We start from the raw sequence: 14,560 nt of genomic DNA, 5'->3' as shown, positions 1-14,560 counted from the left end.
GCCCTCGGGGGAGCCGGCATGACGACCATCGCGTACCTCGTGTGCTGGGGCAGCTTCTGGGCGCTGCTCTACATCTACGTGGGCTATCCGTTGCTCGCGTGGCTGTGGGCGCGACTGTTGCCGAAGCCGGTGCAGAAGCAGTCGTACCTGCCCACCGTGTCGGTGATCATCGTGGTGCGCGATGGCGTGCGCCATATCCGTTCGAAACTGAAGAACCTGCGCGCGCTGGACTATCCGCCCGAGTACCTCGAGATCATCGTGGCCTGCGATGGCTGCACCGATCGCACGGCAGCCCTGGTCCGCCACGGCCACGACCCGCGCGCGCGCGTGATGGAGTTTCCAGTGCCGCGCGGCAAGGCGCTGTGCCTCAACGACGCGGTCGCCACGGCGCGCGGCGAGGTGCTGCTGATGACCGATGTGCAGCACAAGCTCTCGCCTTTGGCGTTGCGCGAACTGGTGGGCAATCTCGGCGACCCTCGCGTGGGCGTGGTCAGCGGCAGCCTCGACCTGGAGAACGTGCACAGCGCCTTTGCCCAGGGGGTAAGCGCCTACTGGCGCTACGAGAAGTTCATTCGCACGCAGGAAAGCCGCGGCGGCTCGGCGGTAGGCGCGAGCACCGCGCTGTATGCGGTACGCCGCGAACTGTTCCAGCCCCTGCCGCCCGATACGCTGCTGGACGACGTGCTGCTGCCGATGCGCGTGGCGGCGGCCGGCCATCGCGTGGTGTTCGAGCCACGCGCGGTGGTGTGGGGCGAGCCCGCGCAGGATCCCTTGGCCGAGCAGCCGCGCCGCCTGCGCGCCAGCATCGGTTGCTTCCAGCTGATGGACCTCGCGCCCTGGCTGCTGTCGCCGTCGCGCAATCCGCTGTGGTTCCAGTTCGTCAGCCACAAGCTGCTGCGCCTGCTGGCGCCCTGGTTGCTGCTGTCCTTGCTGTTGTCCTCCGCCTTCCTGGCGCGCCACCACCAGGCCTACGCCGCCGTTCTGGCCGCCTTGCTGCTGGCCATGGCGCTGGTGCCGATGGAGCGGCTTCGGCCGCACGCCGGACGCTGGCTGCCGGTGCGGCTGATGGTGGCGTTCTTCTATCTCAACCTGTACGCGGCCCAGGCCTCGATCGCCTTCGCCCGCAGCCGAGGGGAGCATCCATGGTGAGTGAGTTGCCGCACGACGTGAAGCCCGCCGGCATTCGCGAGAAGCTGGGGGAGTTCTGCTACAGCGCCGGGTTGTTGAACCCGCTCCAGCGCGTGCGCTCATGGTGGCACAAGGACTTGCGCATCCTCGCCTACCACCGGGTGATGCCGCTGCCCGATCCGGACAGCTACGACTTCGACCTGGAGCTGATCAGCGCGACGCCCGAGGGCTTTCGCGAGCAAATGCTGCTGGTGAAGGAACGCTATCGCCCGATGCGTCTTTCGGATGTGGCCGCGGCGATCGACGCCGGCCACGCGCTGCCGCCGGACACGGTGGTGATCACCTTCGACGACGGCTACGACGACAACTATCACGTCGTCTTCCCGATCCTGCAGGAGCTGGGCATTCCGGCGACGTTCTTCGTTTCCACCGGCCATATCGACAGCGGGCGCCCGTACGCCTACGACTGGCTGGTGCACATGATCCTGATGACCGGCGCCACGCGGCTGGAGCTGCCGGAGCTTGGCATGGATATGCCGATGCCGGTGGGCCGCGCCGCGCGCCGCGCGCTCGCGACCAGCGTGCTCGACCACATGAAGGAAATCAGCGCGCTCGCGCAGGCCGGCATGATCCGCCGCCTGGAAAAGGAATGGCGCATGCCCTCCGACGCCGCCGTGCCCGCGGACTGCCGCCCGATGACCTGGGACCAGCTGCGCGAGATGCACGCCGCGGGGCTGGAGATCGGCTCGCACGGCGTGAATCACTGGATGCTGTCCAAGCTGCCCCTGGACGAGCTCGAGCGCGAAGTGCGCGACTCGCGCGACGCGCTCTTGCGCGAACTGGGTCCGATGTCGCTGCTGATGTCCTACCCGGTGGGCAGCAATCGCGCGTTCGACCGCCAGGTGATCGAGGTGACGCGCAACGCCGGTTTCGACGTGGCCTGCAGCTATATCAGCGGCACCAACCCGCAACCTGCGGCGAATCGCTATTCGCTCTATCGCCTGGCGGTGGAACGCTATATCGGCAAGCGCTGGTTCGCGGCCATGCTGACCATGCCGGGTCTGATCAACCATCCCACGCCGGCCCATCTGGCCACGCCCGACGAAGCGCCGTCATGTTCCCACTGATCGTCCTGTACGTGGTGCTGGCCATCGTCAGGCCGCAGGAATACTTCGCCTCGCTCGCGGGCGTGCCGGTGCTGCCGGTGGTGCTCGCGCTGGCGTTCGCCGCGTGGCTGGCATCCGGCACGCGGCTGCAGTCCGCGCCGCAATTCCTGCTGCTGCCCGCGTTCTTCGTGGTGCTGATGGTGTCGGAAGTCGCCAATGGCTGGTTTGGCGGCATCAAGGACCAGTTGGGCAAGTTCGGCCCCATCGTGCTCGCGTTCTTCATCATCGCCTCCGCCTGCACCACGCACCGGCGCATCCGCGTGCTGATGGGGGTGATGGTGGTCTGTGCCTCCATCCTCGCGCTGCATGGGGTGGGCCAGGCCCGCACCGGCATGGGCTGGAGCGGCATCCCCATCGGCGAGGACGGCCGCATCCAGTACGTCGGCATCTTCAACGATCCCAATGACCTGGGCATGTTGTTCGTGTCGGTGTTCCCGATGGCCTGCCTGCTGCTTCAACGTGCCCGTGCGCTGGGCAAACTGTTCTGGCTCGGCTGCATCGGCCTGCTGCTGTACGGCGTGTATCTCACCAACTCGCGCGGCGCGATGCTCGGCGTGCTGGTCGTGGTCGGCGCCTACATCTGGTACCGGCGTGGCCTGGTCGTGGCCGGCATCCTCGGCGTCGCCGGCCTCACCGTGATGAAGATGCTGTCCTCGCGCATGCAGGAGCTCGATGCCGGCGAAGAGTCGGCCAGCGGACGCGTCGATGCGTGGTACGAAGGCCTGCACATGTTCACCTCGCATCCGCTGCTGGGCGTGGGGCCGGGCAACTTCACTGACTACAACCACCTCACGGCACACAACTCGTTCGTGCTTGTACTGGCCGAGACGGGTTTCATCGGCTACCTGCTGTGGCTGGCCATGATCGGCTACAGCTTCTGGATGGTCGCCGCGGTGCTGCGTTTCAGGACCGATGCAGTCACCGACCCGAAAGGCTACGCCCGCTGGCAGGCGGAGCGCCCGCTTGCGCTCACGTTGCTGCTGTCCCTTTGCGGCATGTTCATGTGCGCGTTCTTCCTGAGCCGCAGCTACATGATCGTGCTGTATTTCGTACTGGCCATCGTCACCGGTTTCTACGTCGGTGCACGCCAGCGTATCGACGGCCTGCCCTCGCTCGCCATGTCCGAAAGCGGCGGACGCTGGATTCCCGCCGCCATCGGCAGCATTGCCGGCCTGTTCCTGCTGGTGGCCGTCCTGCTGAGGACGACGGGATGACAACGTGTCGTTCAACAGCGCCGCGCAGTCCATGCGCCTGTCACAGGGAGTACGTGTCATGAGTGGCTGGTACGAACAGGCTTTCCGCCATGTGCTTTACCCCGCCTATGAAAGCGGCCTGCGCCGCAGGGACACGCTGTCGTGGCTGTCCAGGTACGAAGGCGACCAATGGTTGTCCCCCGGTGCCATCGCGGAGCTGCAGTTTCGCCGGCTAAAGACGCTGCTGGAGCATTGCTATCGCGAGGTGCCCTATTACCGCCGCCGCTGGCGCGAACTGGGCATCACGCCGGACGACATCCAGAATCCCGACGACTACGCGCGCCTGCCTACGCTGACCAAGGCCGATATCCGCGAGAACTTCCAGGACCTGCAGGCCTCGTCGTGGCGTGGCCGCCTGTTGTTCAAGCGCACCGGCGGCTCCACCGGCGAACCGTTGGAACTGGGCTACACGCGCGAAAGCTACGACCGCCGCATCGCCGTCATGTGGCGAGGCTACGGCTGGGCCGGTTCGCGCCCGGGTCGCCGCACGCTCTACCTGTGGGCCGGCAGCGTGGGCACGCCGGGCCACGCGCACCAGTGGAAGGATCGCCTGTACAACGCGATGTTCGCCCGTCGCGTGCTCAACAGCTTCGAGATGACCGAATCGAATCTCGCCGGCTATGCCGATGCGATCGACCGCTACCGGCCGGACATCATCGTCGGCTATGTCGGGCCATTGGCGCAGCTGGCGCAATGGATGGTGGCCACGGGCCGGCGCGTGCATCGTCCCGAATCGGTGATCGGCGCGGCCGAAGCGCTGCATCCGTTCCAGCGCGAGGCTATCAGCCAGGCGTTCGGCTGCCCGGTCTACAACACCTACGGATGCCGCGAGTTCATGCTGATCGCCTCCGAGTGCGACCATCACCACCGGTTGCACGTGAACGCCGATCACCTCGTGGTGGAACTGCTCGGCGAAGACGGCAAGCCCGTGCGGCATGGCACCGGCGAGGTTGCGATCACCGACCTTTCCAATCACGGCATGCCGTTCATCCGCTACGTCAACGGCGACCTGGCCAGCACCTCCCCGGAACACAGCTGTCCTTGCGGACGCGGGTTGCCGTTGCTCGATCGCATCGAGGGACGCGTGCTCGACGCCATACGCACGCCCGACGGACGCATCCTGCCGGGAGAATTCTTCCCGCACATGCTCAAGGATGTGCAGGGCCTTTCGCGCTTCCAACTGGTGCAGCGCCAGCTCGATCGGCTGGAGCTTTCCATCGTGCGGAGCGAGGGCTTCGATGACGACTCGCTAGCCTACATCCATCGCGAGACGGCGAAGGTGCTTGGCCACCAGGTGACACTGGAGTGCCGCTTCGTCGACGACATTCCGCTTACCCGCAGCGGCAAGCGCCGCGTCACGCTGTCGGAACTGGCCTGATGAACATCACCCACGTGGTCGAGAACCTCAATCGGGGCGGCATGGAGCGCATGGTGCTCGACCTGGTGAAGCTGCAGCAGCGCCAGGGCCACCATTGCCAGGTGGTGTGCCTGTTCGAGGCCGGCGCGCTGGCGCATGAGCTCGATGCGGCGGGCATTCCGGTGGTGGCCTGCAACAAGGGGCCCGGATTGGACCTGCGCGCGCTGGCCCGTGCACGCCGCGCGATCGACCGGCACGACACCGACGTCCTGCATACCCACAACGCGGTGGCGCATTACCAGACCGTGCTCGCAGCCTGCGGACTGGATCTGCTGCGCGTGCTGAACACCCGCCACGGCATGGGTGCGGGGCAACGCACCGGCCGCAAGGAATGGCTGTACCGCCGCGCGCTGGCGCGCACGGACATGGTGGTCACCGTGTGCGAGGCGGCCAAGCGCAACGGCGTGGAGAAAGGCATGCTGCCGCCGTCGATCACGCGCGTGGTGCCCAATGGCATCGCGGTGGAGCGCTTCTCGCCGGCCTCGATGGACATGCGCGAGCGCCTGCTCGCGCTGCTGGGGCTCACCGGCAACGCGATGCTGGTCGGCAATGTCGGCCGCCTCAACTGGACCAAGGACCAGGCCGGGCTCATCCGCGCCTTTCGCCAGGTGCATCGGCACTATCCGGAGGCGGCGCTGGTATTGATCGGCGATGGCGAACTGCGCGCCGAGCTGGAACACTGCGCACTGGCCGAAGGCGTGCGCGAGGCCGTGCACTTCCTGGGCGATCGCGGCGACGTACGCGAATTGCTGCGCGGCCTGGACCTCTTCGTGCTGTCCTCCGTCAGCGAAGGCTATTCCATGGCCTTGCTGGAAGCCTGCGCCGTCGCGCTGCCCATCATCGCCACCGATGTCGGCGGCAACAGCGAGATCATCCGCAGCGGCCACACCGGCTTGCTCGTCGCATCGGGCAATCCCGACGCGCTGGCCGACAGCATGCTCGCACTGCTGCGCGACCCGGAACGCGCCAGCGCCTACGGGCGCGCCGCGCGCGCCTGGGTCGAACACCATGGTTCGCTGGAAGCCATGGCCGAACGCTACCAATGCCTTTACCAGGACGTGGAGCAACACGCATGCGCTTGAAGATCCTCGTGCTGACCAACCTGTTTCCCTCGCCGTGGGATCCGCTGCGCAGCCCGTTCAATCGCCAGCAGTTCGAGCGGCTAGGCAAGCAGCACGACGTGGAAGTGCTCACCGCGGTGGATTTCCGCGAGCGCTACACGCGCAAGCCTTCGTCGCTGCCGGTATCGGGCCTGCGCACCGATCACTTCGTATTCTTCTACCCGCCTCTCATCGGCCGTTCGCTGCACGCATGCTGCTGGCTGGTGTCCCTGTTGAGCCAGAAGTGGCGCCGGCTGCGGCAGGCCCAGGTCGACTGCATGCTGGTGAGCTGGGGCTACCCCGACGCGCCTGCCGCCAGCTGGCTCGCCAGGCGGTTGGGCGTTCCCTATGTAGTGAAGGTGCATGGCACCGATCTCAACGTGAAGGCTGACCAGCCGCTGCTGCGTCCGCAGATCCGCTACGCGCTGCGCGGCGCCCACGCCGTCGTCGCGGTCAGCCAGGCGTTGGCCGACAAGGCGGTGGCGCTGGGCGTGGACCCTTCGCGCGTGCACGTGATCTACAACGGCGTGGAACCGAACCTGTTTTCGCCCGGCTCGCGTCGCGAGGCCCGCGAACGGCTCAGGCTCGCGCAAGACGAACGCCTGCTGCTCTACGTGGGCAACCTCAAGGACAGCAAGGGTTGCCTTGACCTGCTCGAGACCTTCCCGCATGTGCTGACGACCCACCCGGATACGCGCCTGCTGTTCATCGGTACCGGGCCCTGCAAGGACGCACTGCTGCAGCGGGCCGCCGCCTTGGGGTGCGCCGACCGGGTGCGGCTGGTGGGTGCGATCGAGCATTTCGCGCTCGGCGACTGGTTCCGCGCCGCGAACCTGCTGTGCCTGCCCAGCCACAACGAGGGCGTGCCGAACGTGGTACTCGAAGCCATGGCCTGCGGAACCCCGGTGGTCGCCACGCGCGTGGGCGGCATTCCCGAGGTGCTGCCCGACCACGCCGGCATGCTCGTGCCCGCGCACGATCGCATCGCACTGCGGGGTGCCTTGATCGCGGCGCTCGCGGCAGCCTGGGATGCACAGCGCATCGCCGCCCACGCGAGCCGCTTCCGCTGGGACGAGAACATCCAGCAGCTGGGCGACATCCTGCAGTCCGCGGCGTTGACGCGCGCGGACGTGGTGGACTATTCGGCGTCCTGAGCTTCCGGCTATTTGTCCGGCGCGGTCGACACGATGATGGCGGGCGGGATGTCTTCGTCGGCGAACATGATGTCCATGCCGCGCTTCAAGCCCACGCGCGGTTCCCAGCCAAGCACGTCGCGGGCGACGCGCTGATCGAAGTTGGCCAGCGGCCGTAGCGAATGCACGCGATAACGGGTAAGCGGCACGCTGCGTCCCAGCAGCTTGCCCAGGGCTTCCACGCCCGACGCCAGCGCGAGCAGCACGCTCTTGGGCCAACGCACCAGGCGCAGCGCCTTGCCGCGCTTGCGCGAAACGCGGGCGAGGTATTCGCCCTGGGTGACGATGGTCGGGTCCACCACGTGCACCAGCCTTCCGTCCGCCGCGGGGGCACAACCGGCCAGCAGCAGCGCGTCGACCACGTCGTCCACATAGACCAGGGGCAGCGTCTGTGACGCCGGGCCGACGGCGATCCAGCGCCCGGCGACCGCCAGGGTGCCGTTGGGCGTGACGGTTTCCGAACCCGGCCCAATGATCTGGCCGGGACGGATCACCACCGCCGGCAAGCCGCGCTCGAGCATCGCATCGCGCACATGGTTCTCGGCGATCAACTTGGTTTGCGTGTAGCTGCCCCGCCGCTCCGGATACGGCTCCAGCGGCGAGCTCTCATGGATCTGCACCAGCGGATCGCGACCGGCATGATCGAGCACGCTCATCGAACTGACGTACACCAGCCGCTGCGTGCCATGCCGCAGACAGGCATCGACCACGTTGCGCGTGCCCCATACCGTGCCCGACTCGAACTCGCGCGGACTGCCGCTCATCGCGGCACCGACGTGATAGACCGTGCGTGCGCCCTGCACGGCATGATCCACGATGCGCGGATCGCCCAGGTCGCCGATCACCACCTGCTCGGCCCATGCGGCGAGCCGCGGATCGGCACGGCGCACCAGTACACGCACGCGTTGCCCGCTGCGACGCAAGGCGGCCAGCAGGGCGCGACCAAGAAAGCCCGAAGCGCCCGTCACCAGTGCGTCCACGGGTTCCAGCGCGGCGTAGCGACTGGCCAGCTCCTTCTCGCGTTCAAGGTCGGCCCGGCGGCAGGCTTCTTCCATCCATGCAATCGGCCGACGCCCGTCTTCCGCGCTCACCGGCGGCGGCTTGCCTTCATGCAAGGCCCGGGCAAAGGCTTGCGCACCGGCCTGGATGCCGGGCGATGGCCGCAGCGAGCCGGTCGCGAACCTGAGCACGTTCCACGGCACGCGGAACACGTCGGCCAGCGCGCCAAGGAACGCACCGGCCACGATGCCGATGAACTTCGGCCCCGGCCGCACGCGGCGCACATGGCATACCTGCAGGAACCGATCGGCTTCGATCATGCCACGCGTGCCCTGCACCACCAGGCGATTGAGCATCGGCCGCGCGTTCCACGACAGCATCACCCGCCCCGTGGCGTGCGCGCCGTCGGCCGTGGCCTGCCACTCGTCGAACTTCAGCGTCGTGGAACGGCCGCTGGAGCGATGGCGAATGTCCACCTGCCGCAGCTCACCCAGGAACGCCTCCAGCGTATACAGGCCATGCACGCCCAGGTCGCGGAAAGGATAGGAGCCCTGCGCCACCATCGGCGGCAACGGCCCGCCACCGTAGGGAACGTAGTCGGAGCTGCGCCACACGTCGACCGCCACGACATCGCCGCACGCGCCCGACTGCACGAGTTCGCGCGCGCGCATCACGACGGGGTCGAACAGGTCCGAGTGGTCGACCGACAGCGCCAGCCCGCGTTCCTGCGCCCGCGCGATCATCGCGTCGCATTCGGCCACCGATTCGGCCATCGGCTTCTCGACGAACACATGGCAACCCATGTCGAGCGCACGCAAGGTCAGCGCGCAATGACTGGACGGCGGGGTAAGCACATGGATCGCATGCGGCTTGCGTCCGGCGAGCTCGGCCAGGTCGCCGGTGGCGAGATCCAGCTTGAAACGGGCGGCCAGCCTGCGCGCCGCGTCCACGTCGAGATCGCAGATACCCACGATCTCCACGAAATCCAGGCGCTGCAGCGCCTCGATGTGATAGCGCGCCACGTAGCCGGCACCCACGATGCCGACGCGCAGCTTGCCCCTGACAGGTGCATTCATCCCGATACCCGACGATCAGCCAAAGTCATGTCCGCCGCCGCGATCGACGCGGCGACTTCGCCCAACACGTTTTCCACGCGGCGATCCCAGGTCTGGTCGGCCACGGCAGCCATGCGCTCGGCGGCGCCATGGTCCGGACCCGCGGCGATGGCCTGCTCCAGGCCCGCCAGGAAATCCTCGCGGCCGTCGGCGATGCGCACGACGGACGCGAAGCGCGCGATCTCGGGATTGCCCACGGCCACGATCGGCTTGCCGGTGGCGAGGTATTCGCGCAACTTGAGCGGATTGGCGTTCTCCACCTGGCGATTGCGTCGATAGGGAATGATCGCCACGTCGAACGCCTTCGCCCACGCCGGCAGCGACGCATACGGCTGCGCGCCGGCAAGCACCACGTTCGGCAACCCCGCGAGCTCCGGCAGCTTGATCGCCGCATAGCCCACCAGCAGGAAGGTCCATTGCGGCCGCGCACGCGCCAGCCAGGCAATCAGCTCCACGTCGATCCAAGCGTGGATCGAGCCGAAGTAGCCCACCACGGGATGGGTGAGCCCGCGCGCCATCGGCGGAACCACGGTCGCGGGATGCGAGGCTTGCGCGAACAGCTTCGCATCCACGCCATGCGGCGAGAAATGCGTATGGGGATTGATCGCCTTCTTGCCTGCAAGCAAGGCGGGCGGCGCCACGAACACCATGTCGGCCTTGCGCGTCAGCGCGAGGTCGCTTGCCGCGATGACTTCGGCGTCCACGCCGGGATGCGCCGCGTAATCATCGATGCAGTAGTAGACGCAGAACGTCTCGCCGAGCCGCCTGGCCAGGAAACCGGGATGCGGCGTGACGAACCACGAGATGCGTTGGCGCCCGCCAAGCACGCGCATCGCGCGTCGCAGCGCCCATTGGCTGAACAGCCTGTTGAACAGGCCGACGCCCGGAATCCGGCGAAACGGCAGCTGGGGCACCGTGCAATGCCAGAGGTTGGCGTCGACACGGCGCGGCGCACGCAGTGCCTCGGTGAACTTGCGCCATGCCCGTCGCAGGTCGCGGCCGCTCGCGTTCGGCGCGCGCATGCCCGGCGAATCCACATAGAGCACCGGCAGCGTCGCCGCCAGGCGCACGGCCACGTGATGGCTGCTGGTGCGGTTCTCGGCGAACCAGTCGTTGCCGAAATAGATGATCCCGTACTGCTCTAGCATGCCCGCTCCCGCGCGGGGGGCCGATGCGCAACCACCATGTTCTCGTCCCCTGTCCGGTTGATCACGGAAAAGCGAAAGCGGCCGCGCATCGCGGGACACCCGCCGGCATGCCGGGCATTTCCCGCCCCGCTCCTTGCAAAACCAGCCTAGCGGAACGACCGTGACGCGCCCATCCGTCGAATTGCCAAGGCCTTTGCGAGGGTTCTTCACGAAACGGCCCGCCGCGGCACGGAAATGGGCATCGCGTCACATGCGTATCGGCCGTTCGTCATAGCCTGTCGGTCGCATGCCGGCATTGCCTATGTGCCAATGGATATCGGCGCCGCAACAGGAGAAAGTGGACATGTCAGGACGGCCTGCTGGATGCGCTGTCCGGAGACGGATCAGGGGAACAGCGGAATGGATCCGTCGCGCCAAGAACCCAAGCGCGAGCCGTCACCATGAGTTTTCGTCCCAAGAAGATGCGCATGCTGGAATGGTTTCCCGACGCGGTGATCTCCACCCGCGGGCCGCGTTCCGGCAAGGCGATCTATCTCACCTTCGACGATGGCCCCAACCCCGAACACACGCCGGCGCTGCTGGAGCTGCTGCGTCGTCATGGGGCGAAGGCCACGTTCTTCCTGATCGGCCGCGAGGCGGAGCGTCACCCCGAGCTGGTGTGGCGCATCGTCGAGGATGGCCACAGCCTGGGCAATCATTCGTACACGCATCCGCGCTTCCATGCCCTCTCGCACCGCGAGCAGTGGCAGGAGGTGCAACGCACCGACACGGTGCTGCGGGGTTTCGACGGCCGTCGCCATCATCGTTTTCGTCCGCCGCGCGGCGTGTTCCCGCCGGCGCTCGCGCTGCGCTTCGCGTTCAACCGCCGCAATCTCGCCTACTGGTCGTACGACACGCTCGACTACCAGAACCGCCAGCCCGAGGAGCTGGCGGCGCGGCTGCGCGCGCAGCCGCCGCGCGCCGGCGACGTGATGCTGATGCACGACGACAGCGACTGTTCGCGTCGCATGCTCGAAGCCCTGCTGCCGGAATGGAAGCAGCACGGTTTCACCTTTCCTGCGTTGCCCGCCTGAGCGGCGCAGGAGCACGGGGACCGGCCATGATCCAACCCATTCTCATCGCGCTCCTGGCCCTGGCCGTCATGGCCGCTGCGCTCGGCGTGGTCGCCTGGCTCGCCATACGCTCGCGCAACATGCAGGTGTGGCTGGGCAGCTACCTGCGCCGCCGCAGGCGCCCGGCGGTCAAGGGACCGATCCACGTGATGTTCTGTTTCGTCGACCACTATGAGCCCGCCTGGGGCCGCGTCGACCTCGAAACGCAGCGCCGTCGGGTCGACCGCTGGTGCCGCGACTATCCCGCCATGGCATCGCAACACCGCGACGCGGATGGCCGGCCGCCGCAGCACAGCTTCTTCTATCCCGAAGAAGAGTACTTGCCCGAGCACCTCGACAAGATCGCAGGGCTTTGCGCCAGCGGTTACGGCGAGATCGAGATCCACCTTCACCACGACAACGACACGCCGGACAACTTCCGCGCCACCATCTCGCGCTTCAACGAACTGCTGCATGCGCGTCACGGCGCGCTGTCGCGCGACCCGCGTACGGGACAGCTGCGGTTTGGCTTCATCCACGGCAACTGGTCGCTGGACAACTCCCGCGCCGACGGACGCTGGTGCGGCCTCAACAACGAGCTGATCCTGCTGCGCGAGCTGGGCTGCTATGCGGACTTCACCCTGCCTTCTGCACCCAGCGAAACGCAGACGCGCACGATCAACGCCATCTACTACGCCACCGACGATCCGCACCGCCCGAAGTCGCACGACACCGGCACGCCCGTAAAGGCGGGCGGCGAGGCCAGCGGCGACCTGATGATCGTGCAAGGTCCCCTGGGCCTGGACTGGAAACGCCGCCGCAAGGGCATCATGCCCCGCATCGAGAACGCCGATGTACGGCACAGCTGCCCGCCGACGCCCGATCGCGTGGATGCGTGGATCCGCACCGGCATCCACGTCGAAGGCCGTCCCGAATGGGTCTTCGTGAAGATCCACACGCACGGCACGCAGGAGCGCGACATGGATACGCTGCTTGGTGCGCCGGCCCATGCCATGCATGCGCACCTCGAGCGCCACTACAACGACGGCGAGCGCTACGTATTGCACTACGTGACCGCGCGCGAAACGTACAACATCATCAAGGCCGCCGAAGCCGGCCTCGCCGGCGACCCGTCGCGCTATCGCGACTTCGAGCTGCCGCCGCCTCCCGGCGTCACCCGGTGGACCTCTCCGGCCATGCCGGATCCCCAGCGGACCGAGGCGCTTGCCGGCGCCCCTGACATGGAGTAACCGCTATGCATTGGCGTGCCAAAGGCGTGTTGCAGAAAGTGCTTGGCCACGTGCCGGGCGGCGAACAGGCGCACTACCTGCTGCAGCGCCGCTTCGGCGGCCTGCGCGATTTCAGGCGCGAGTTCGACATCAAGATGGACGACTGGCGCCTCATGGCCGGACACCTGCAAGCCGCGGGCCGCCCCATCGAGGGCGCGCGGCTGTTCGAGATCGGCAGCGGCTGGTATCCGACGTTTCCGTTCGCGTGCTACCTCGGCGGTGCACGTCAGGTCATCACGGTCGACCTCAACCGGCACATCAAACCCGAGCTGGTGCGCGACTGCGCCGACCACCTGGCTCGCCACACGCGTTTGATCGCCGAAGCTTGCGGCGTGCCGGAGGGCGATGTCCAACGGCGACAGCAGCAACTGGCGGCGCGCCTGCATCAGGGCGACGACGTGGGCCACGCCACCGATGGCGTGGTGGTCTATGACGCACCGGCCGATGCCTCGCGCACCTCCCTGCCCGGCCAGCAGGTGGACTGCGTGTTCTCCAACAGCGTGCTCGAACATGTGTTTCCCGATGCGGTCGACGGCATCTACCGCGAAGCCATGCGCATCCTTGCGCCCGGCGGCATCATGTTCCATTCGGTGAACTGCGGCGACCACTACGCCTACGTCGACCGCCGCATCAACCAGCTCAACTACCTCCAGTATTCCGACCGCGAGTGGCGGCAGTGGGACAATGCGTTTCTCTACCAGAACCGCATGCGTGCCTACGAGTTCGTCGACCGCGCCGTGCAGGCCGGCTTCGACATCGTGCTCAATACCGAGTGCGCCCGCGAGAAGCGGCTGGCGGAACTGGCGAACATGAAAGTGCACCCGCAGTTCGCGCACATCCCGCCCGAACGCCTGTGCGTGACCTCGATCGATTTCATCGGACGCAAGCGCGCGGTGCCGGCGGCCGCATGAGCCCCACCCTGGTCAGCGTGGTGATGCCCGCGTACAACGCGCAGGCCTACATCCGCAGCGCCGTGCTGTCGGTGCTGTCGCAAAGCTACACCGCATGGGAGCTGGTGATCGTGGACGATTGCTCCACGGACGGTACCGCCATGCTGGTCGACTCCCTGGCCGCCGCCGATGAGCGCATCCGCGTCATCCACGCCCCCGCCAACGCCGGCGTGGCCGCCGCGCGCAATACCGCCATCGCGGCCGCACGCGGCTCGCACATCGCCTTCCTGGACAGTGACGACGGCTGGCATTCGTCCAAGCTGGAATGGCAGCTGCGGCACATGCAGGACACGGGGGCGCGCGTCTGTTACACCCCGTACGATCGCGTGGGCGAGGATGGCCGGCTGCTGTCGCACGTGCGCCCGCCGGCGAGCGTCTCCTACGAGCGGATGCTTCGCAGCAACCATATCGGCAACCTCACCGGCATCTACGACCGCAGCCTGGGGGACCTCGCCTTCCGCAAGGTGGGCCACGAGGACTATGTGTTCTGGCTGGAAATGGTGCGTCGCGCGGGCGGCGCCAGCTGCGTGCCCAGCGATCACGCGCTCGCCTACTACCTTGTGCGCGACGGCTCCGTCTCGTCGGACAAGTGGCGCGCCGCGCGCTGGCAATGGCGCATCTACCGCGATGTGGCGCAACTGGGCTGGCTGTCGTCCTCACAGCACATGTGCCACTACGCCTGGCAAGCGGTCATGAAGCGCGTGGTCTAGG

12 protein-coding genes are annotated in these 14,560 nt (G+C 67.3%); 10 read left to right on the top strand and 2 right to left on the bottom strand.

Going from position 1 to position 14,560, the window contains the following annotated elements; translation table 11 throughout:
* Nucleotides 1–18 precede the first annotated feature (18 nt).
* Genes JMF82_RS07790 through JMF82_RS07765 form a run of 6 tightly spaced genes read left to right on the top strand, consistent with a single transcriptional unit; the run spans nucleotide 19 to nucleotide 7,218 of the window.
* The gene (locus JMF82_RS07790) at nucleotides 19–1,149 is read left to right on the top strand and encodes a glycosyltransferase family 2 protein (RefSeq protein ID WP_236585353.1); all 1,131 of its coding nucleotides are present in this window, start codon (nucleotides 19–21) and stop codon (nucleotides 1,147–1,149) included.
* The gene (locus JMF82_RS07785) at nucleotides 1,143–2,255 is read left to right on the top strand and encodes a polysaccharide deacetylase family protein (protein ID WP_201313964.1); all 1,113 of its coding nucleotides are present in this window, start codon (nucleotides 1,143–1,145) and stop codon (nucleotides 2,253–2,255) included. Before JMF82_RS07790 ends, JMF82_RS07785 begins: the two co-directional genes overlap by 7 nt.
* On the top strand, nucleotides 2,243–3,508 hold the full coding sequence (locus JMF82_RS07780; RefSeq protein ID WP_201313963.1) for an O-antigen ligase family protein: 1,266 nt from the start codon (nucleotides 2,243–2,245) through the stop codon (nucleotides 3,506–3,508). Before JMF82_RS07785 ends, JMF82_RS07780 begins: the two co-directional genes overlap by 13 nt.
* Nucleotides 3,509–3,566: 58 nt before the next feature.
* Nucleotides 3,567–4,925 (top strand): phenylacetate--CoA ligase family protein, encoded by a 1,359-nt coding sequence (locus JMF82_RS07775; RefSeq protein WP_201313962.1) that lies wholly within the window; start codon nucleotides 3,567–3,569, stop codon nucleotides 4,923–4,925.
* The gene (gene pelF / locus JMF82_RS07770; protein WP_201313961.1) at nucleotides 4,925–6,046 is read left to right on the top strand and encodes a GT4 family glycosyltransferase PelF; all 1,122 of its coding nucleotides are present in this window, start codon (nucleotides 4,925–4,927) and stop codon (nucleotides 6,044–6,046) included. The genes JMF82_RS07775 and pelF overlap by 1 nt, the downstream gene beginning before the upstream one ends.
* Nucleotides 6,037–7,218: a glycosyltransferase gene (locus JMF82_RS07765; RefSeq protein WP_201313960.1), complete on the top strand. Its 1,182-nt coding sequence runs from the start codon at nucleotides 6,037–6,039 to the stop codon at nucleotides 7,216–7,218. The genes pelF and JMF82_RS07765 overlap by 10 nt, the downstream gene beginning before the upstream one ends.
* A gap of 8 nt (nucleotides 7,219–7,226) precedes the next feature.
* Here the strand turns inward: JMF82_RS07765 and JMF82_RS07760 are convergent, their stop codons facing one another.
* Together JMF82_RS07760 and JMF82_RS07755 are read right to left on the bottom strand one after the other, a co-directional pair.
* Nucleotides 7,227–9,332, bottom strand: coding sequence for an NAD-dependent epimerase/dehydratase family protein (locus JMF82_RS07760; protein WP_201313959.1), 2,106 nt, complete (start codon nucleotides 9,330–9,332; stop codon nucleotides 7,227–7,229).
* Complete coding sequence (locus tag JMF82_RS07755; RefSeq protein WP_201313958.1) at nucleotides 9,329–10,519, bottom strand: glycosyltransferase; 1,191 nt, start codon at nucleotides 10,517–10,519, stop codon at nucleotides 9,329–9,331. The genes JMF82_RS07760 and JMF82_RS07755 overlap by 4 nt, the downstream gene beginning before the upstream one ends.
* A gap of 440 nt (nucleotides 10,520–10,959) precedes the next feature.
* Between JMF82_RS07755 and JMF82_RS07750 the strand changes: the two genes are divergently transcribed.
* Genes JMF82_RS07750 through JMF82_RS07735 form a run of 4 tightly spaced genes read left to right on the top strand, consistent with a single transcriptional unit; the run spans nucleotide 10,960 to nucleotide 14,559 of the window.
* Nucleotides 10,960–11,592: a polysaccharide deacetylase family protein gene (locus JMF82_RS07750; protein ID WP_201313957.1), complete on the top strand. Its 633-nt coding sequence runs from the start codon at nucleotides 10,960–10,962 to the stop codon at nucleotides 11,590–11,592.
* A 26-nt stretch (nucleotides 11,593–11,618) separates the two neighbouring features.
* On the top strand, nucleotides 11,619–12,860 hold the full coding sequence (locus JMF82_RS07745) for a hypothetical protein (RefSeq protein WP_201313956.1): 1,242 nt from the start codon (nucleotides 11,619–11,621) through the stop codon (nucleotides 12,858–12,860).
* A 5-nt stretch (nucleotides 12,861–12,865) separates the two neighbouring features.
* Nucleotides 12,866–13,810 carry a class I SAM-dependent methyltransferase gene (locus tag JMF82_RS07740; protein ID WP_201313955.1) on the top strand — a complete coding sequence of 315 codons (945 nt, stop codon included), beginning with the start codon at nucleotides 12,866–12,868 and terminating at the stop codon, nucleotides 13,808–13,810.
* A complete protein-coding gene (locus JMF82_RS07735; RefSeq protein ID WP_201313954.1) occupies nucleotides 13,807–14,559 on the top strand; it encodes a glycosyltransferase family 2 protein in 753 nt (250 codons plus the stop codon). The genes JMF82_RS07740 and JMF82_RS07735 overlap by 4 nt, the downstream gene beginning before the upstream one ends.
* Nucleotide 14,560 lies beyond the last annotated feature (1 nt).

Origin of the sequence: Dyella sp. EPa41 (assembly GCF_016586165.1) — a bacterium.
Lineage (GTDB): Bacteria > Pseudomonadota > Gammaproteobacteria > Xanthomonadales > Rhodanobacteraceae > Dyella.
The sequence above is the reverse complement of the archived record's forward strand: the minus strand, read 5'-3'. Positions and strand labels throughout refer to the sequence as shown.